Below are 21116 nucleotides of genomic sequence, written 5' to 3' on the forward strand. Positions count from 1 at the left end.
ATCGCGCCCGGCCTCCCGAGAGAGGAAGTATTTGTGGGTTTCGATCGCGGACCGTTCCTCGTCCGACAATTCGTTCTGCGAATAAGCGTTATCAGGTACTTCCATACAGGTTTACTATAGCATTATTCAACGCGAAAAGAAATAGAGGCTGAGCGGCCCTGTGTGTCAACGCACATCAGCCGGTGGTCCCCTTTCTTGGGGGTATAAAAGATTCGCGAATCGGGATCGGTGGCAGTGGCAAAAAGCTCACCATCGAGAAACCAGTGAATCTCGGCGGCATCGGAACCGACGGATGCCTCGAAGAGGATCTTCTGGTATTCCAGCGGGGCGTTATCCTGCACCATGTAGACGGCGCCATGTTCGGGCGAAGTGATGACCGGGTCCTCTCCCCCGCTTGCGCCAGTGCATGAAGGATCATGTTGAGGCAACAGCGAAATCACTCCGCGTCGAAGGAGCCAGGTGGCGATCTTGGGGGAGTATTGTTCAATCACCTTTTCGGTGTATTTCTTTCCATCGGAGCAATGCGGGCAGAGCCGATAGCCGGATCGGTTATCGACCAGGACTTTCTTGTGGAGGTCGCACTGACGGGTTGGTGAAAGACCGGCGATGTAGGATTCGTCGACGCTGGAAGGACAGGCGGCGGTGGTAGTCATTCCCGAGGTTGCGCAGATAGAACGTACTTTCACGTTGTCGGGACGAGCATACCAGGGGGCCTGCCGTTTCGTGTAGAGGTGATCGAAGATAGAGAGCATGAGGGGAGCGGCAATTTCTGCCCCAACGATAGCGATGGAACCCTCAGCGGTGAAATTGCCGGCCCAGACGCCGATGGTGAAATCCGGATTGTAGCCGATTGCCCAGGCGTCTTTGCGGCCATAGGAGGTTCCGGTTTTCCAGGCAACGCGGGGCATATCGGTGGTGAATTCCCAGCTTGATGGGAGGTCAGGGCGCTTCAGTTCGGAGAGTATCTCGGCGAGAAGATACGTTGTTTCGGAGGTGAGGAGTCTCTCCCCCGGTCCGGACTTGTGGTCGGCGAGAAGCGCGACCGACTCATATTGCCCACCGCGAGCGAGCATGGCATACATGTTGGTGAGTTCAAGGAGGGTGACCTCACATGAGCCAAGGACCAACGGGAGGCCGTATTCCTGGTGTTTGCGAGTGAGGGTACTGATCCCGCCGCGTTTCATCAGATTGTAGATCTGCGCAACACCAACCCGCGAGGCAAGATTCACCGCCGGGACATTGAGGGATTGAATCAGGGCGTCATCGGCCCGGACAATGCCGTGGTATTCACCATCATAATTGACCGGCATATAGCCGGAGTAGTTTACGGGGAGGTCCTCGAGGCGGAGTCCGGGAGAGATCAGTCCTTTGTCGAAAGCGAGTCCGTAGACAAAGGGTTTGAGGGCTGAGCCGGGAGAGCGCGGGGAGATGGCGCCATTTACCTGACCCTGGTGCGCGACATCTCCAAAGTTTGCGGAGCCGACCATGGCAAGCAGTTCAGAGGTGCGGCTGTCCAGAACCACCAGCGAGAGATTGTTGATCGCTTTTTCTCGTAAGGATTGCTGGAAGCCGGTGGCGAGTTGTTCGCAGACTACCTGCAGTTTGAAATCGATGGTGGAGGCGAGCTCGGTTCGTTCTGGATAGCGACGCGCGATCAATTGACAGAAGTGCGGGGCGGCGACAGCCGGTTGCACACGCGTGTCGGGGATCTCCTCTCGTTTGGCCTGGGCAGCATCGACAGAGTCGATGACTGAATCGGTGAGGAGGCGGTTAATTACGGTGTCGCGACGACGGCGACAGTTTTCGAGATTGGCATCCGGACGGAACTGATTGGGCGAAGCCGGAATGGCGGTCAGGATGGCTATTTCGGAAAGGGTCAGTTCAGACGGGCGTTTTCCAAAGTAGAGATACGAGGCTGCTCCGACACCTTCAATGTTGCCGCCATATGGAGCCAGGTTGAAATAGAATTCAAGTAGTTCATCCTTGGAATAGGTCAGTTCAAGTTGCAGGGCGCGGAAAATCTCGATGAACTTGTTAAAGACGGTTCGTTCTTTCGGCTCAATCATCCGTGCGATCTGCATGGTGATGGTGGAGCCGCCCCGAACGAATTTTCCGGCGGTGACGTTGTCGTAGGCGGCGGACAAAAGCGAAATCGGATTACAACCCGGATGAAAGCGAAACCATTTGTCTTCGGTCGCGATGACGGCATCGATCAGTTGCGGAGATATTTCCTCCAGCTTAACCGGTTTGCGCCAGAAGCGATCCGAGGCGGTGAAACAGTTGAGCAGGCGATTGTCACGACTGTAGACAAATGAACCGTACGGCCGAGAGAGGTTTTCTTTCGGCAGAGGAAAGATCATCCAATGGAGGGTCGCCAGTATCAGGAGGATACCGGCTCCCCAGAGGAACCATCGGTGTCGTCGCCGCGCAAACGAGCGGACGGATGTCAACGCGGCCAGCATTGTCTTCCCTACCGAGTGACCGTCAGCGCGCCGGAAGATGCGGAGCTGGCGATCATCGGATTGTACATACATTCTGCCGACACCGGCGGGATTTTGAATTCTCCGGCGCAGATCGCGCGCAGACTGTAGTAGAATTTCATCGACTGCCTCGGATAGAGCGAGGTGAAGATCAAGAGACGATCATCCCGAATATCCTGATAGTCAACTGGGGCACCATCGGGGACCCAAGAGAGTCGTGCGGAAGTTTTGAGGCGAGGATTCTCGATCTCGAAACCAGCCGGAAGCAGATCGTTGATGACGACGTTTTGCAGGTTTTTGTCTATCGCTTCGGCAGTGATGACGCAGATGACACGGTCACCAAGCTTCACTTTCGTCGGGTCGATCGGGCGGGCGTCTTCATCAAGATATTCACGACGGACTTTCATGCCGCGATCAAACTCAGGGATGGCTGGAGATGACGGGACACCGCTGGCCTGCCAGTAGTAATAGCAGGTTCCTTCGCCTGAGGCGATATTGATCTTGACGGTTTTGCCTGAGAGACCTGCCTGAGAAAGTTTGAATCCGGTGGAGTCAATGCGGTCAGGCGACTGGCCATTGACTGTCAGTGTGCCAGAGTATCCGAATCCTTTTTTCATTTTGAAGTATTTACCTAGAGCCAGCAGAGCGAAAGCATTGTCCTGCGTGGAGTACCATTCACCGGCGGACGCACGGTCGGCCAATGAACGAACGTATACCTCGATCGCAGGTGAACCGGGAGCGGCGATCAAGAGAGCATCGAGCCCAATAGCATCGGCCCTGACACCGGAACGGAAAAGGCCGCCGGTTTCCGGTTCGAAGATGTTTGGCTGGATAGTGACCGGCAAGAGCTTGGTAGCTTCGGCAGCGTTGCCCGACAGGGCGAGTGCCGCGGAGAGTTGGAAGCGGGACTCCGGCATCAAAACGGCCGGATCAAGTCGCTTGAGGTAGCCGATCGTCTTCTGATTCAGTCTGCCGGCACCAGCGAGGACGTAGGCGGCATAGATCCGGTGAACATCGGTCATGTCGTTGGTCCGTTTTCCGGCGGCGACATCCTCGAGGTTTTCATAGATCGCGTTGAGGAATTTCTTGTCGACTACATAGCCAGCGCGGCTTGCCTCGGAGAGGAAGTGCGACGCGTAGATGGTGGTCCATGGATTGCTATAGGTGGCACCGGGCCAGAAACCAAAGGTACCATCAGGAAGCAGCATGGCATAAAGCCGAGTGATGCCCTCCTGCACAAAGTAGCTGGCACTCTTCCCGCCAAATAAGGCGGGGTTGACTACCCGGACAAGGTCCTCGTAATACAACATGGGGAACAGCCTTGAGGTTGTCTGTTCAACACATCCGTATGGGTAAGCCAGGAGATACTGCAAGTTGCGTGCAAATGGTGTGGTTGAGATGGCCGAGGTCTGGATGACGAATTGATCGGTCCCCGGGAGCCAGTTGCCGGGCAGATTGAATTCGGCCGGTTTTCCGACGGAGGCAGTACCGGAACCGTAAAGCGTAGTCAGCGGGAGTGCTGGCCGGTTGGTCAGTTCGACTGAAACGCCGGACTTCTCCCCTCCTGCTGTCGCGTTGATACGGAACGAAAGCTTGCCGGGAGCTTGTCCGGCTTTGAGGCGGAAGATCGCCTTTCCCTCTTTCCCGTTCTCTACGGCAACTTTGACGGATGTCGGAGAAAGTAATTCGACTGGTCCATCGGCAGAAAGCGTGGCGGTGATGTCGGCGGCTGCGCCGGTATTATTGTAGAGCGTGACTAGCCCCTCGAATACATCGTTTGGACTAACAAAGCGCGGGAAGCTCTCCATCACGACGATCTTGTCGCGAACGAACATTTCCGCAGTAGCGGAGCCAAACTGGTCGCCATTGGCAGAAACGGCCATGAGCACGAGTTTGCCATTAAACTCGGGCAGATCAAAGGTGACTGAGGCCAAGCCGTTTTTGTCGGTCTTGACGAGGCCGGACCAAAGTGAAACCGCTTTGACGCGTTTGGCCATGAATGGATTGAGGTGACGCTTTCTGGCGGCGGCGAACATTTTGTCGCCTGCGGCGAGATGGTTGGACGATTTCTTTACCTGCGGATAGAGAAACGCGTAGAGGTCATAGGGTTTGAGATATGGTTGTCTTTTTCCCCAGAAGAAATCAAGCGGATCGGGAGTCTTGAAGTCGGTCAGTTGGAGAATGCCGGCATCAACGGCGGCGATTGTCAGGTCGGTCTGTTTCCCTTTGGGAAGTTGGACGGTGACAGTCGCTTTGCTGCGCGGGGTCATCACCGATGGAGCGGTGATGGTCATGGCGATCTTTTTCGATTCATTCGAGACACGCAACGGGATCAGGCCGAATGCGCGGGCTGGTTTGAGCGGTTCGAGCGACGCGGAAGGTCGTATGACCGTCGCAGTGATGTAGACATTCGGGAGGAACTGCTTTTGGACCGGGATCTTGATCTCAGCGGTGTTTTCGGCCATGTCGTAAGTGATGACGTCGAGGATCTGATCCTTTTCGACAGTTACCAGCAATTTGCCGCCGAAGGGGGCGCGGACCTGCAACAGAGCGGTCTCGCCAGCCTGGTATTCCTTTTTGTCGAGACCGAGTTCGATCTTGTCCGGGTTATCCATCGCCCAGGGAGTGTAGCCCCATCCCGAGGCCCAGAATTCGATGGAGGAAGAATGGCCTCCCTGCAGATCCTCAAGCACCAGACGATAGGCACCGTAGGTTGAAGCAGTGAACGGGACTGTTGTGCCACCGACCGGAAGCGCGACCAGATTGGAGTCGATCAGTTTGGTTCGTCGCTCGGAGATCCAGCGATATAGCCCGGTGCGATCCTTTTTGTAGATCGTGTTGTACTGGACGCTGAAGAAGCGGACAACGCATTTCTCCAGAGGAATAGAATTGCCATCCTGACCAACCGCGACCAGTTTCACCTCGGTGGGTGTTCCGGGTTCGGCATATTCTTCGCGGGCCATGCGCAGTCCAACATAGCGCGGATAGGGATGGATCACGACTTCTGAATAGGCGGAAACGCCTCGTCCGCCCGGTTCCGAGACGGTGACACCGATCAGGCCCTTCAGGAGGCCGGGGGCGGCCAGCTTCTCAGGGATTTGATAGGAGTATTGGTAGCCGCCGGTGTCATTAAGTAGGGCATCGGGAAAATCGACATCCATCCGTGTGAATGTGCGGTCAGAGTTAGCAAAGGAATAGCCGGGGAACTCTTTCGGTGTGAAAGATTGGTTTTCAACCTGGATGTTACCGCGGAGCTGGTATCCGGCGGCAGGTGGGCCGAAGAGCATTTTGCCATCGACATCTGTGAGGATTGTTTGTCCGGCCTGGTAGGAAGGCGCATTGGTGGCGGCAATCACTTTGATCCGGTCAGGCATGAAGTCCTCGACCAGTACTTCGACGCGGCCGATAGTCAGTTCATCGCCGATCATGGCCGTCAACGCGTACTTGCCAGTGGCGGCATACTCCGGCATGACGTAATCCAGCGTATTCAGGTTGCCGGCATCACTGGTCAAGCGGAAGCTGGTGAACTTTCTCCCTTTCGTATCGAAGACTACAATATTGTAAGGGAATGAAGGCGGCACTTTGACATCAACTCCCCTGACAATTGAAGTGATGCGAAGGGTGTCACCGGGACGGTAGACGCCGCGGTCGGTGTAGAGAAAGGCTTCGTAGCCGGAGGTCAGGTATGGGCGGCCGGCGACATCAAAGTCGGCGACCGGGAGGAGTGATTCATCGAGACGGATGTAGGAGAGGTCATCTTCCCGTTCGGCAATGATCACAAACGGTTCAAAATTAGTGAGTTTGTCTTTGATATCTTTGAAGATGGCCATACCGCGGCCATCGGTCTTCCCTTCGAGAAGAGTCTGGTTGTTTTTGCTGATGAGACGGATGGTTGCGCCGGGTATCGGAGTAGAGTTGGCGAGAGAATTGGCCCAGACCATCAGATAGTTATCCCCCATGCGGGCGGATAAGCCCATGTCGGTGATCATGACATAGCGACTCTCGCCTGTCCATCGCTCATCCTTGGCCACTGCTGAGACTTTAAATATCCCCTTGGCTTTGGGGCCGACAAGGCTGCCGATATCGACGGTAGTCAGGAGCGGGGTATTTTTGGGAGAGTCAAGGGGGACATCCTTGATAAAGAGAGAACGCCCGAGCATCTGGGCGCGGTTATCCCAATAGGATTCTTCCGCGGCATACGGGCTGGAGTATCCGCTGATCAGGAAATAGACGAGGTTATTGGCGAAGACCTGTTCGATCTCCACGACGGCTTTGTCAATGTTGACAGACTTGAATTCCAGCAGGCCGTTGCCGGTCCGAGGGAGGAAAATTCCTTTGGAGGTGAATCCGATCGAGGGTCTCAGGTCGGCGATCTGCACCAGAGCGGAAAAATCGTTTTGCAGGGGCGAACCGTTAAAACACGCGAGCCCTTTGGCGACCCTGACATTGTAGGTTTCACCAGGACGGAACCCTCCATGGAGGATAACGGTGGAGTAGTTTTCTTCTAGCGTAAACTCTATGGCAGGTTCAACGGAGATGAAAGTCTTCGCGATCTCTGCGTCAATGCGGTGGGAGAAGTCAATGCGGAGGTCGGTCATCTCTCCCTCATTGGAGCTACGGACCGACTGGATAACAAGCGGTTGTTTGGGATCGATAGCAATCGTGTTGCTGATGGCATCCTCGAGAGGAAACTGGCAATTCTGGCATCCGAGTCCGGTGCTGATGGTAAAGGCGTAGTATTGGGAAGCATCGGTGCGCTCAAATGGTTCACTGATGACGGTATAGTCATAGCCGTATTGCGATGAGGGCTGAGTTGCGGCAGGTGCATTTTCGCCACCAGCTTCTTCGTCCGCTCCATCAACTCGCTCGCCAGTGAAAGTAATGGTGTATTTGAGCGATGGTTTGGCGGCCTTATTGGTCCCCTTGATCTCGAGTCGATCCTGCAAATCTTTCAGATTGACGGCATAGTTGAAGACAAAACGACCGACCAGGCGGAGGCGACCGGTTTCATCGAACAGTTCTTCTGCGTTGCAGCGCTGGCGTTCAAGACGGAGTCCGGGGGTGCGGAACTTGTAGGTTTCCGGGTTGATGATCTTCAGGCCGGAGATCCAGACCCTATCTGACTTCACACTTGCCGTGTATTCGGTGGACGGAAGCAAGGCGGCATCGGGGAAAAATCTCAACAGGTCGCTATCGACCCATCGGGCAATACCGGGAATAGGCGGCTCGAAACGAAGCGGCGGGTTCAAGACCGGTTTATCGAGGCTGTCGGTCGGCACCATGCGCTTTGAGAACTTAATTGTGACATTGGTACGAAGTTCGGTTCGACCAGTTGGTTCGAACGATATAACTCTGATCTCATTGTCCGGCAGACTTATGGTGATGGTTGCGGTGACAAAGATGATCAAAATGGCAAGAGAAATGAACAGCGGGGTGCGGCGGGATTCGCCTTCTCCCGCGTTCCAGAGGCGCGAAATCTTATTCAGCATGTCTGCTCCCCAGCAATCTGGCTGCGGTGGTTGATATCGGGAGGTGCCGTCATGGCATCAGCCGATAATATATCGACTGCCTTGTCTGTACACAAGCTCCGCACGCATCCGAATGAATATTTCGATCTGTCGGGACTTATCAGAATTGAATAAATTTCCCTTGCGGACAAGGTTCGTAATGAAAATAGTAATTCACCAGATAAATAATGTCCTCTTGGGTCAACGCCCCGTCCGCATTGACATCTCCCAAATGCTCGAACGGGATCGGTCCCGGCGTCCCTGCACCGCCATAGACATAGTCGGATAGATATATGATATCTGCCAGATTGACGACGCCGTCGTTGTTGACATCCCCTCGCCCAAACCCCATCCACTTGTTGACCAGTGTCGCAAGTCCCCGGTAATTCTCGCCATTGCCAGGCGACGATATATCCTTGAAGCCGAAATGCGCAACCGCAAACTTTATGCCACCTGTCGGAGGGATATTCTGTTCCAGGAGAGTTGCAAACAGCCCCTGATCATTCGTATTGTGCATACTCCCCTGACTGTAGGCTCCGGGTGCCTGGCTCATCCAGTAGTAGGCAGAATCGAGCATCGGTGACCCAATTCCAAACAAGGAGATGAAAGACATGTTCCTATCTAGCGCGCGAACCGACTTGAGTGGCTCTTCCATTGCCCCCGCACACCCTCCAAACGGAATCTTGATCAATCCAACTGCCGCCCCCTGACTGAGGTTTTGCAGCGAGTGAAACCAGGCTGTGGAGATCTCTCGATTGATCGCCGCAGTGTCCATGAGCGTTATGTCGTAGTCAATGCCCGCTCCAAACTTAAAGCCTGGAACCGGTTGTCCGTTTCGAGCCCTGATCTCCATCATATCGACAGTCACATTATTTAGTAACTCAAATCCAGGTGGAGCATTCTGAATTCCTATCACTCGCGACTCTACTGCCAGCCCGATAGTCGAATCCTGGCTATAGTATGCATGGTCGAAATCGAGCCAGTTCCACACGCCAGAAGCATCAAACATCTGCACAGAATCGCAGAAACTCCTGATCACCATATTTCCTGTCAACGGGACATAGGTGAAACCGTCGAGGGTGGCCTGGCCGAGACTGATTCCGGCCGCGAGTGCAGGTTTACAATCGACCGTGGCAGGATTGAGATCGCCCAGCAGTGACTTCCATTCACTCTCTTCACCGCTGCCGACCCACCAATCAGGCATATTTAAGGCTAACCTCCTCCGGCTTACCCCGTAGAGGTAAGTCCCCTGGAAAAGAACCGATCGAGATCCATCGAACACAAAATTCCCCGGACCACCATAAGGTGACGACCACGCCATACTTCCAAAACGCCCGGTATTGGCAACCACTTGAAGGTTCTGTGCCGACGGTCCAAAGTTCAAGTAAGTCGTATCGATACCGCAATCGCCATTGACAGTCAGGACCAACTCCGGCATCAGATCGGGATCGTTCAGGAAATAATCTGGATCGTTCGATTCAAAGGTGACATACAGCCGTTGCGGTCCCCGAGGAAGTCGAGTCTGGTCGACTACAATCTCAATGTCGGCTGTATCCTGTGAGGCCAGGATAAAGGGAACTGTAGACGGCGACACAAGCCAGTCTGGTGGTTGTCCGGCTGACTGATTCTGCAGCATCCGTTCTCCCGCATTCTTCACCATACTCTGGTCAGATGAGAACGGCATTCTGCTAAGTTTATCACTACCTCCAGCAAATTCAGCTTCTCCTTGGTCAACCGGAATTGCGACACTTTGCCGACTCAGGCCGGGGAGAACATCGCTCGGCGTAGCACTGAAACGCAACACGCCCGAGAGTGTCCCGAAGCCGGTGTTGGTAAACATCTTCTCGAAGCTAAAGAGCGTCGACGGATTCGAACCATACGTTGACACCACCTCCTGAAAGTCGAGTATCTCCAGCCGCGGACGGTAACTCTGAGAGGTGAGACAATAGATGCCTCCCAAGTAGGTGGAAACGATCAGTTGGCCACTTTTGGCCAGTGCCACTCCCCCTCCACGATTGTTTAACGACCCAAACCCGGATTCCCCCGTATAGTCGATTCTTCGGCTGAAATATTCCTCGCCTGTCGAGGTCTTGAAGAAACTGAGATAGCCATGATCGTCAAACAGCACTGCTGTTCCCGGTTGACCACTATTCTCACACGTTATCAGTCCGTCAGCCCGGTACTGGTTGAGTGTAGCGTTAGCCCCACCTTCGCCAAGCCAGGTCAAATCACCGCTAAATCGGTTGAAAGCCAGTATGTCTTGGCCGAGCGGCGGTGCCCACCATCTCGTACCTTCGGCGAGAATGGTCAGCGACTCCTCAATAAGAGGGCCGGCCTGTCTCTCCGGGCCGTTGGCATTGGAGACATGCTGGGCAGGTTTAGCATATTTGACTGCGCCGTTAAACCCATTCAGTTGATAGAAAACGCCGTCTGCAGGATATATTACGTCCCACGCTACTCCACACGATGTCGTCGACACTGCATAAAGCTCACCGAAGTACGTGGCCAGCCCGGACACAAAACTCTCATTAGGATACTTGCCCGGATAAACCGTGCTGTTTCCTCTCAGCCCGCCGGCAGTTGACAGTTGCCATACGATTGTACCAGTTTCCAGATTGAGTGCATAAATGTCACCCTCGGGGTTCGATGGCGGTACCGCAGCTGTCGCGACATAGAGACTTGCTCCATCCGTTGCCATCGCTCCATACGAGGGCCCATCCAATACTACCGGACCCCACACCCGGTCACCTGTGGCTGCGTTGGCGGCATACACGTCACCATTCAGAGTATTAAAGTAGACCAGGTAATTTCCGCCTGCATAGGCGAATGTGATACTTGAAAATGTAGTCGCGCCAATGCTTCCCGTATATCCTTTTGCCACGCAATTTCCCGGATGGAGAGTCCAGAGCGTGTCAAAGGTAGGAGATTTCAGATCGATAGCGGTGATACTCTCGGTGCTGCCTCCGGCCAGATAGAGGACCAGCTTTGCGGTATCCCCGTAACCGACGGTGGCCACTGACGGCGTAGACTCTATATCTCCCGGCGCAATATGATACGGCGCATCTGACCCGCTGAAAGTCTTCAAAACCTCGCCTGTACTCAAACTGAGAATACGATAAGAGTCACCGAAACAGGCGATCACGTACTCGCCATAGACGATCGGCGTGGTATGGCCGACCCGATCGACACTCTGACTAGGCAGGAGGGCGGTAACATTTGGCGACTCATATGACCAGGCCAGTGTCAAATCGTTCCAGGCATCGCCCAGCGATGTACCGCTATGACCGGTTCGACCAAAATCATGCCCCTGAGTGGCAAAATCGGTCGGGCTGCAACCACAGTTGGCACATCCAACTGTATCGGTCGCATTGCCATCAGCCTGTTCACTTTGGCAAGGAGACAATAGCGACAAAATGACAATGACTGACTGGATGGCGATTTGCCGTAAATCTGGTGTAGCCATATGCATCCCCACGATTGTATGTAGCTCAGATAAGGAGTGTAACGAATAGAACCCCAGTTATTTCCAAGATAATCGATAGCGCCCTGCCCGTCAAGACCATAATCTCCATCCATACCCATGATACTTGACTTTCACGGCTCTATGTTGGATTCTATGACGTACACTTATCTTTGGAGCGATAAATGAGATCGTTTGTACTTATGACTCTCCCTTTCTCTTCTCTGTGCCGGTGTGATTGCCCAGGAACTGAAACCGATCCCTCTCCCCTCTCCCGATACGTCCGGCGGAATGCCGCTCATGCAAGCACTGAAAGAACGCGAGTCGACACGCGAATATCTAATCGACTCAATTCCGATGCCTGTGCTTTCTAATCTGCTCTGGGCGGGATGCGGGGTAAACCGAGAGGAAGAAGGCAAGCGAACCGCCCCCTCGGCCCGCAACTGGCAGGAAATCGAGATCTACGCAGTTACTGCACAGGGAGTCTCTCTCTACAATCCGGTCGGACATACGCTGACTCCGGTCCTCGACGGTGACCATCGGGCGGCGACCGGTATGCAGGAATTTGTCGGCGTCGCGCCTCTCAACTTGTTGTTTGTGGCCGACTATTCCCGGATGCAGGATGCAGAGGAGGATCAGAAGCAGTTCTATTCCGCGGCTGATGCGGCATTTGTGAGCCAGAATGTCTATTTGTACTGTGCATCGGCAGGGTTGGGAACGGTGGTGCGTGGATCGGTCGATAGAGAGTCAATTGCCACGTTGTTAAAGCTCCGCCCGGAGCAACATGTGGTGCTGGCACAGACGGTGGGGTATCCCAAGAAATAGCCAGAGGGGGAAATCTCCCCCTTCTATTAATCGCGCTTGACTCGGATGCGGCGGGTGACGGTCTCACCATCGGCACTGACTTTCAGGTAATAGACGCCATCGGGTGAAGCCGAGATGTCTATCGGCAGAAATCCTTCTTTGTACCCTTTCACATCCTGTTGAAAAACTGACTTAGTGCCGTCTTCGGTGACCACCGAGATAAAAGCATCGGTCGGTTTGTCGAAGAAGAGGTCAACCTCGAACTTGCCGTCATTGCGTGGCGGGAAGGGTTGGACGATCGGGAGGTCTTCGTCCGGCGCAATCGTCTCCACTCCCGGGGCGACAGAAAACCAATGGTTGATATTGCTTCCGAAATCAGAGCCGAATGTTTTGATCAGGCGTCCATTGATGTCAAGCAAGCGGACATAGCCGTAGCCGCCTTCGACATTAAACCAGAAATCCAAACCATCGCCACCGGTGTCGCTGACCAGAAATTGGTAGCAATTGGGCTCCAGATCAAAGGTGTCACGATAGGTTGTTTTGGCGGCGAGAGTCCCCTGCGGGCGTTCAAAGACCAGGTCGCCGTTGACATTGGTCAGGCGATAGGACGTGTGACTGGTGTCGTTATTGGTTCGAAGGACGACAATGATCTTGTTCGTGTAATGCGGCGGCGTCAAAGGAGATGAGGTCAGATGGTTGTCTTCAGGGTATTCGTCATCGTGACCGTTCGGCGCGCTCAGGAAGATTGAGAACTGCGATGTGTCTCCGGGGACAGGGAGTTGTCCGGGGAGTGTGACCGTGACGTACCCCTGCGGAGGGAGAAGGCCGGTCCAGAGGTACTTCTTGGAATATTCCAGCGAAGAGCCATAGCGGACAGCTACCGAGGTAACTGTCTCGCTCCCCTGATTTTTCATCACAAAGGTTGGTTGCGCGCAGATAGGATTGAGGCGTGAGTACTCATCTTCCATGCTTGGGGCAATGATTTCTTCGACGCTGACATCATACTCGGCCCACGGGGCGCGACATTGGAAGAGATACGAGTAGATATGCCAATTCGCGGTTGGCTTGTTGGGATTGATATACGGCTCCATGGCGATATCAACCGAATGCGATGGCTTGTTGGTTAATTGGTAGTCGTACCAGTCCGGGTAGACAACAGAGCCGGGGCACCAGTTGGCACGGTCGAAGATCCAGGTTCCGGATTGCGGATAGAGCGGATTATCGCCGCATTCGCGCCAGAGCTGACGCTGGGCGAAGAGAGAATCATCGAAATAGACCTGTCGATACTTGCTGCAGAACTCGGCGCAATTGGCGGAGTCGTCCATCCCGTGGCCGGTCTGGTGAATGCGAAGGCGGGCGATCTCGGCCCCCTCGGCTGGAGTGAATGTGATCGGGGAAAGCAAATTTTCGATCGGCTTAGCAGTGTCACCGTAGGGGAAACTTCCGCACCAGAGGGTGTCCATGCGGAGGACTTCGAGCGAGGGTCGTCCTTCGGTGATGACGAAGTCGAGCGATATCTTCCATCCACGGTCATCGTTTTTCTCGTAGCCGGTGTGAATGAAGTCTATCAGCACCGAGTCGTGCAGGAGGTTGGCGAAGTCGGTGATATCAACATGCCAGTCAAAACTCCACTCGGAATCAAAGCGCCAGCCATACGGAGAGATCATGCGGGCCAGTTCGATGTTCTGCAGCGGTGCACCCTCTCCCCCGGATTTGCGGAGGTAGATAGCATCGATGTAGTCCCACTCGCCGCAATGAAGGCTGTCGGGGCAGGCGTAGGTTATCCAGAGGACTACTTTGCGGTAGGTGATGTCCGACGAAGGAAAAACAGACCAGGCCGGGTAGCTGTTACTTCCTTTTGACGGGTCGGTGACGACCTTGACTTCGTTATGTGAGACAACATGGCGGAGTTGGCCGACCTCGGCGGATGCCGAAGCCTGGAATATGATCAGGAGTGAGGTCACTCCAAGTAGTGCAAACAGACTGAGACGAATTTTCACATTAACCTCGTGTGATGGAAGTAACGCGGTTACTTCTTGCCTTTCTTTGCTACCGGCGAGTGGAAGAGCATTGCTTTGCCGACTTCCTGCTTGGGGAGTCCGGGGCCGGTGATGAAGAGATTGAGCGCCTGACCGCCTTTGCATTGGAACATGCGAAGTTCAATCGGGTGCATCCCCAGTTTGAGGGCGATCTTGCCGGGGACCTCACCATCGCCATGGATGCCGTCGTTGTCAATCAAGAGGCTGTCGCCGATGATCAGCGCAGAGCCATCATCGGAGTTAAGTCCGAACTCATACAGACCATCTTGTGGCACGCTAATGTATCCCTTAAAGATCAGTCCGTAATCCTCTGGACGAGCGATAGATGGAATAAGAATCGTGTCGGCCACAATCTCTCTAGTGATTTTCACGGAATCGAAGTTCGGGAGTTTGGTCCACTCGCCTTCGTAGTAAATCAAGCGAAGGCCGGGTTTGGTTTCGCCGACTTTGACAGCGCCGCGGGGGATAAGTTTCTGGACAGTCAGTTTGGTGGCGGGGCCGGCGGGTGCATCGTTCACGAATGGCATGGCCATGATGGTGGCTGTCTGGTTGACGGCGAAGGGGCGCTCGAAGAGTGCCGAGGACTTTGTTGGAGCGGAGCCATCCATCGCGTACCGGATAGTCGTGCCGGGGAATGGTGTGGAGAGAGCGACAATGGTGCTATCGATGAAGGCCGTCTGGTCGGCGGCGATGCGGGCGAATTTGGCATCGGCCTGGTCGTAGAGTTCATCTGTGGCGAAGACCGCGTCACGGGCGTTGTCCGATACAGAAACAGCCAGCAACTTCAGACGAGAGTCGGACGGAAGCTGAATCTGGGTCGTTCCCGCAATGGTCGGTACAGCGACTTCATATAGATAGGTGAACTTGTAGATGTCGTTTTTGCCGTCGGAAGTGTGACGATGTGCTCCCGCCCATGCAATCGGAGTCTGATTGATGTAGGCAGGGAGAATCTCATCTCGAGTGTCGACCATGCGGCCATTAACCATTCGATTCTCCCACTGACCAACCGGCTCTGTATACTCGTGCAGACGCACTGGATACGGTGCCGCCGCGCCACCAGAGGCAACTGGAGTGATATGCGCTTCAACCGGACCACCAGTCGCCATCATCAGTAAGTGTGCCTGACGCCACTTTCCGGCGGGAAGGTCAAGCTTCTGTCCGTCGCATGAGACGATATTGGGGGCGCCATCGGTTTTGGGGCCGAAGACAAACTTGACGCCACGATAGGTGAGTGTATCCGGGAGCAGTTCGCCGGCGAGAGAGTTGCCGGAGCCATCGATGTTGCCATCGGTTTTGTTGGCATCGGTGGAGATGCCATCGAGATTGTATGGAAGTGCGACAGGCTGAGAAACCAAAGGCTGGACCATCATCATGCGATTGGTGCCAAGCCGGACAGCAAACGCTTTCGGCTGGAACGGAGTTAGCGAGAAGGTGAGCTTGTCTTTGGCGGCGACAGCCGTCCCGATCTCTTCTTCCTGACCATTGACTTCGCGAGCGGAGACAACCGGACGGCCGAAGTTGATGGTGATGTTGTCGGCGGGTTTCCCCTGTAGTTCGCGAACGCGAATGATGATCTCATCGGAGGTCTCGGCCATCTTGACAGCGTTGACCATCACCTGCTGAGTCGGCTTGTCGTTCTGCGTCAGCGACAGAAGCGAGTGCGATTTGCCCAGTTTGCCAGGATGCTGCGGAACCTCGTAGACCTGGAGCGGCTGGTTGAGACGTGCGGCTTGCCATGGGATGTCGGATTCCAGCACCGGGCCGGTGTGACCGGCGATGGCAAACGTGAAAGTCATGGTTTCCTATATCCTGTGAGCTCTGGTCGCCGACCCAGTTCCAGGAGTCAAAGACGCCGGGAGTGTGGATGAGTGTTAAGCGCAGGGTCTGGTTGTCGGGGTGGTCCCAGCCGTATTTGCAGTCATTGAGAATAGAGACGCCGTAGGAGTTGTCGGTGGCGGTCTGGTCGGCCCACATATGGCCGGGGACTTCGTATTTCTCTTTCTTGTTAATGCCACGCTTGATTGAGCCGAGGCCGAGGTCGTAGGTGACGGTATCGTCGACGCCGTTCAGTTTAAAGGCGGCTTTGAGGAGAGTTTCTTTTTCGGCCCAGTCGACATTATTAATGAACTCTATCCGGTCACCGGCGGAACCGGCGGCGAGGCGGATGATGGTCTCGTAGGTGGAGTTGTTGTGCGTGCGGGTGATTTTGATTGCGCCGCGGACGGGACCGGATTCGATAACTTCGATCTCTCCTGGATCGTTGTATACTAGTTGGTTTACTCCACTAAGTATATCTTCGTATTGAATTTCCCAAGCGGGCCACTGACGGGGTTTGTTGTAGATCAATTGCCATTCGATAGGAGCAGCGAGGAGAATCTTATTAGCGAGTTTGTCATAAATTCCTCCGACACCGTTTCTGTTCATTGATACATCATATCGTTCGTTTCCAAGAAATGTCTTGCCCGATGCTTTACTATACACAGAGATTTTTGCGATTTCCGGACCAACATCGGGAGTCGATTTGTTTTCGCGAATGTCGAAAACACCATAGCCCACAGGTGGAAGCTTGGCCAGAAAGATGACTTTCTGTTTTCCTTCATTATCTGTAATCAATTGACTGGGAATTTGTTTGCCGTGCGAATCGATAACTGTCGCAGAGGCGTACGGACAATCGACTTCAACGACATCTTCTCTATCGATCGCGAGGGGGTTGTAGACGACGACTGTTTTTCCTTTACCACGAGTATCCAATGCAGGAGTGATAGCGGAGATGGCATCGGTTTGGATATTGGCAAACTGGTTGAGCGATAGCAGTTCGTCGGACCAGGAATATTCGTATGCCTCGGGGATGGATGTTCCGGTCAGGTCATCATGGAATTGATGCCAGAGGAAGCGGACCCACGCCTCACGAAGGGTTTCGCGCGGGTAGGTGTAGCCATTAAGCAAAGAAGCGGTGACGGCGGCACGCTCGGCGGCATCGGCAAGTTGTTCGTTGCGACGGTTCCAGCGCTTCATGGCGGCCTGCGAGGTGTAACATCCGACGCCGTGGCGGGTCATCACCAGTTCGCCGTCGTATTTCTGCAATTTGGCATTGGGGAACTCGCCAACTAGTTTGGGGAGATCATCGGCGCCTACGGAGGCGACAGTCATGGGGCCATCAGACTTGATTGACTTCTGGAGCCAATCGACCGTGAGGGATTCCGGTGCGCCGCCGACATCGCCGGTGCCGATGTACATATACGACAGATAGGCGCCGGTCTCTTTGCCAAGTTGATTGGCCATATTCAGCCAGGTGGTATCGCGAGAGAGGTCATCTTTGATCTTAGCGACATAGTTTCCGGTCTTGAGTCCCGCGATAACGGTGGAGCCATCGACCCCCTGCCATTCACCAATAGAGAATGGGACGGGGACGGAGCAACCCCAGGTAAGCTTCTGCGTGGAGAAGCTTTTCAGCCCGCAATGATTCGCAATTGATGGAAGGGCGTAGCCAAAGCCGAAGCAGTCGGGCATGAAGATATCGTAGCTCTGTTTGCCGAACTCTTTCTTGTAGAAGCCATTGCCATACAATGCGTGGCGGGTGAGGGATTCGAATGACGGGATGTTAACATCGCAGGCATCAACCCAGGCACCGGTGACACGCCAGCGGCCATCGGCGATATATTTCTTGAGGCGGGCGTAGTCTTCCGGGTAGTACTCTCTCATGAGCTGGTAGCGGAAGGCGCCCTCAAAACTGAAGACATAATCAGGATAGAGGTCAAGGAGCTTGAAGTTGTCGTGAAGAGTATTCGGGATGTACTCTTCAATAGTGTTCTTGATGGTCCATCGCCACTGGGTGTCCAGATGGGCGGTGCTGACAACGCCGACTTTCGGTTTCGGGGTGGCAGTGTCCTGCGCCTGGGCGAGGACGGCGGAAGTCAACAGGATGACCGCCAGGAAACAGATTGGTAAAATGCTACGCACGGGTGCGCTCCTTGCTATGACGACGTTACCTTGCTATTCGATCTGTCCGGGCCGGATGTGCGAAGGCGATGCATCAGCCCTTTCTGTTTTAATCTATCAAAAAGAACGGCGGCGAGAATCACCAGACCGAGGACGACCTTTTGCGTGTAGGTCTCGATATTGGTGAGGTTCATGCCGTTCTGAATGACCGCAATAATGAAGGCACCGATGAGGGTGCCAATGATTTTCCCTTCTCCCCCGCTCAGGCTGGTTCCGCCGACAACTACGGCGGCGATGACATATAACTCGTAGGTGAGGCCGTATGTTGGGGCGCCGGACTTGAGTTGTGAGGCCATGATAATTCCACCCAGTCCAGCCAGCAGACCACAGAGGGTGTAGACAAAAAGCAGAACACGATTGACATTGATACCGGCAAGACGTGCGGCCTCGGGATTTCCGCCGACAGCATAGATGTAGCGTCCAAGGACAGAGCGCTCCATCAGGACCCAGGCGAAGAAATAGAGAAGCAACATCAGGAGGACCGCAATGGGAAGGTCGAGCAGTGGTTCCGTTCCTCGACCGAGCCAGACGAAGTTGTCCGGGAGCTGGTAGATAGGCTTCCCTTGCGAAATGATATAGGCGATGCCTGCGGCGACCTGCATCATGGCGAGCGTGGCGATAAATGGTGGGATCTTGAAGCCGGTGATCATGAGGCCACTGAAGGCGCCTGTCAATGCACAGGCGACCAGTGCGGCGAATGCGGCCACCAGTATGCCGAAACTTGAGATCTCGGTGCCGCCAAGTGCTCCGGCGACCCAGGCGATGACGACGGCGGAAAGCGCGATGAGACTTCCGACGGAGAGATCAATCCCGGCAGTGATGATCACCATGGTCATGCCGATGGCGACAATTGCAATCACGACAATCTGGTTGGCGACATTGCGCAGATTATCTGCCAGAAGGAAAGTTGGCCAGTGTTGTTTGGGCGGAGTAAGTATCTGCGCTCCGGAGATCGGCGGAATGTCGCGGAATCCCAGGACAATAGGGCGAGTAGCATCGGTCGTGACCACAGCAGTGACGGCCGGTCCAGTAGTATCCCCGGAAACCTCGGTTCTCAAGTCGGATGGTTCACCCACCAAGCCGGCGGCATTGTAGCCGTCGGCTCGAAGAAGTCTCTTCATTTCATTCGCAAATTCCAGCTCGGCCGGACTCAGCCCTGCAAGGATGAGAATTCTGCCTTCGTGCGGATAGAGGGCGATTACCTCTTTGCTAAGTAGTTCGGCTCCCTTTTTGCCGGTAGTGGTTTGTTCCGTTACAGTCAATGCTGAAAAGAGGATGCAGAGGAGGACGAGGACAATCAGCATCCCGTAATCAGAGAGGAGGCGAGTGAATGCGGAATCGCGTCGTTGGTTGCTCATACGGCCATCGCCATGATCTGTTCCTGGGTTGCGGAAGAAACATCAGTGATCTCGCCGGAGAGTGTTCCGGCTTTCATGACGATGATGCGATCGGACATGCCGAGGATCTCAGGGAGCTCTGATGAAATCAAGAGAATCACTTTCCCTTGTGCGGCGAGTTTTCGGATGAGGAGATACATTTCGAACTTGGCGCCGACATCGATACCGCGAGTCGGTTCATCGAAGATCAGAACCTGCGAGTCAACCTCGAGCCATCGCGCGACAAGGAGCTTTTGCTGATTGCCACCGGACAAGGATTCGGCTCGCTGGCGGGGGCTGGAGATTTTTATAGCGAGAGCCTGGCGGTGGGATTCGAATCGGGCTGCTTCTTTGGCGCGGTCGAGGAGACCAAATCGGGACCAGCGTTTGACGCTGGAGATGGAGAAGTTCTCGCGTGCGGAGGCACAGAGTACCAGTCCCTGTCCTTTGCGATCCTCGGTTAGCAGGCAAATCCCGGCGCGGATAGCATCTTGTGGAGAATGCAGGGTGAGCGGTCGGCCATCCAGCAGAACGTCGCCAGTCTCTTTTGGGTCGGCACCAAAAACGAGTCTGGCCATTTCGGTTCGTCCGGCGCCCATCAGACCGGCAAAGCCGATAATCTCCCCTGCCCTGGCGGTAAAGGTGATCCCCCTTACTTTGCCGCCGGAAAGCGAATTCACCTGCAGACGAACTTCGCCAGGCGTTGTAGAGTATTTGGGGAATTCGTCATCGAGCGAGCGCCCGACCATCAGCTCGATCAGCGTCCGTCGGTTCATGCCCGACGCGTTTTGGCTGGTGAGAGTGACACCATCACGCATCACAGTTATCCGGTCGGCGATTTCAAGGACCTCATCGAGCCGGTGACTGATAAAGAGGATACCTATCCCCTGGGCGGTGAGTTTCCGAAGGATGCCGAAAAGCTTGGCGACCTCACGAGGGGTGAGGGCGGCGGTGGGTTCATCCATGATCAGAATGCGGGCATCAACCAGCAGGGCGCGCGCGATCTCGATAAGTTGTTGTTCTGAGACTGACAGAGTGGAGACGCGGGAGTCGGGGTGAAGAGTCAGGCCGAGACGGGTGAGAATCTCCTGTGCTTTGACAAATTCCTGTCCCGATTGCAGCGCGCCGAAGCGGGTCTGTTCTCTGCCGAGGAAGAGATTTGCTGCAATTGACATTGCGGGGACAAGGGTGAATTCCTGATAGATGGCGACGATGCCAGCGCGGTGGGCATCGATCGGCGACTGGAAGCGGCAGAGGTGGCCATCAATGCTGACCTCTCCCCCGTCGGGTTGGTGGACGCCGGTGAGGATCTTGATGAGCGTACTTTTCCCGGCGCCATTCTCTCCGACGAGCGCATGGATCTCCCCGGCTCGGAGCTGCAGTGAGCCATCTTTAATAGCCTGGACGCCCGGGAATGCTTTATGCAGACCGGAGACTTCCAGCAGTACGGG

Annotated in this window: 8 protein-coding genes and 1 pseudogene; 1 reads left to right on the forward strand and 8 read right to left on the reverse strand. The window is 54.7% G+C overall.

Annotated features, from left to right (window positions below; all coding sequences use genetic code 11):
- Positions 1 to 122: 122 nt before the first annotated feature.
- The 3 genes from pbpC to IPH75_04945 all read right to left on the reverse strand — a co-directional run bounded on the left by pbpC (position 123) and on the right by IPH75_04945 (position 11450).
- Positions 123 to 2534, reverse strand: a complete 2412-nt coding sequence (pbpC, locus tag IPH75_04935) for a penicillin-binding protein 1C (protein ID MBK7141408.1) — start codon at positions 2532 to 2534, stop codon at positions 123 to 125.
- On the reverse strand, positions 2471 to 7969 hold the full coding sequence (locus tag IPH75_04940) for an alpha-2-macroglobulin family protein (protein ID MBK7141409.1): 5499 nt from the start codon (positions 7967 to 7969) through the stop codon (positions 2471 to 2473). The genes pbpC and IPH75_04940 overlap by 64 nt, the downstream gene beginning before the upstream one ends.
- A gap of 139 nt (positions 7970 to 8108) precedes the next feature.
- Complete coding sequence (locus tag IPH75_04945) at positions 8109 to 11450, reverse strand: PQQ-binding-like beta-propeller repeat protein (protein MBK7141410.1); 3342 nt, start codon at positions 11448 to 11450, stop codon at positions 8109 to 8111.
- 288 nt (positions 11451 to 11738) lie between these two features.
- Here IPH75_04945 and IPH75_04950 point away from each other — a divergent pair, with 288 nt between their 5' ends.
- Positions 11739 to 12272 carry a SagB/ThcOx family dehydrogenase gene (locus IPH75_04950; protein MBK7141411.1) on the forward strand — a complete coding sequence of 178 codons (534 nt, stop codon included), beginning with the start codon at positions 11739 to 11741 and terminating at the stop codon, positions 12270 to 12272.
- Between the two features lie 26 nt (positions 12273 to 12298).
- Here the strand turns inward: IPH75_04950 and IPH75_04955 are convergent, their stop codons facing one another.
- The 5 genes and pseudogenes from IPH75_04955 to IPH75_04975 form a co-directional block, all read right to left on the reverse strand.
- Positions 12299 to 14251: a peptide-N-glycosidase gene (locus IPH75_04955; protein MBK7141412.1), complete on the reverse strand. Its 1953-nt coding sequence runs from the start codon at positions 14249 to 14251 to the stop codon at positions 12299 to 12301.
- 545 nt (positions 14252 to 14796) lie between these two features.
- Positions 14797 to 15663: pseudogene (locus IPH75_04960) on the reverse strand (chitobiase/beta-hexosaminidase C-terminal domain-containing protein).
- 202 nt (positions 15664 to 15865) lie between these two features.
- Positions 15866 to 18250 carry an alpha-mannosidase gene (locus tag IPH75_04965; protein MBK7141413.1) on the reverse strand — a complete coding sequence of 795 codons (2385 nt, stop codon included), beginning with the start codon at positions 18248 to 18250 and terminating at the stop codon, positions 15866 to 15868.
- A 14-nt stretch (positions 18251 to 18264) separates the two neighbouring features.
- Positions 18265 to 19647 (reverse strand): ABC transporter permease, encoded by a 1383-nt coding sequence (locus tag IPH75_04970; protein MBK7141414.1) that lies wholly within the window; start codon positions 19645 to 19647, stop codon positions 18265 to 18267.
- The gene (locus IPH75_04975) at positions 19644 to 21110 is read right to left on the reverse strand and encodes a sugar ABC transporter ATP-binding protein (GenBank protein MBK7141415.1); all 1467 of its coding nucleotides are present in this window, start codon (positions 21108 to 21110) and stop codon (positions 19644 to 19646) included. Before IPH75_04975 ends, IPH75_04970 begins: the two co-directional genes overlap by 4 nt.
- Positions 21111 to 21116: the final 6 nt, after the last annotated feature.

Source organism: bacterium (genome assembly GCA_016708025.1).
GTDB lineage: Bacteria > Zixibacteria > MSB-5A5 > GN15 > FEB-12 > FEB-12.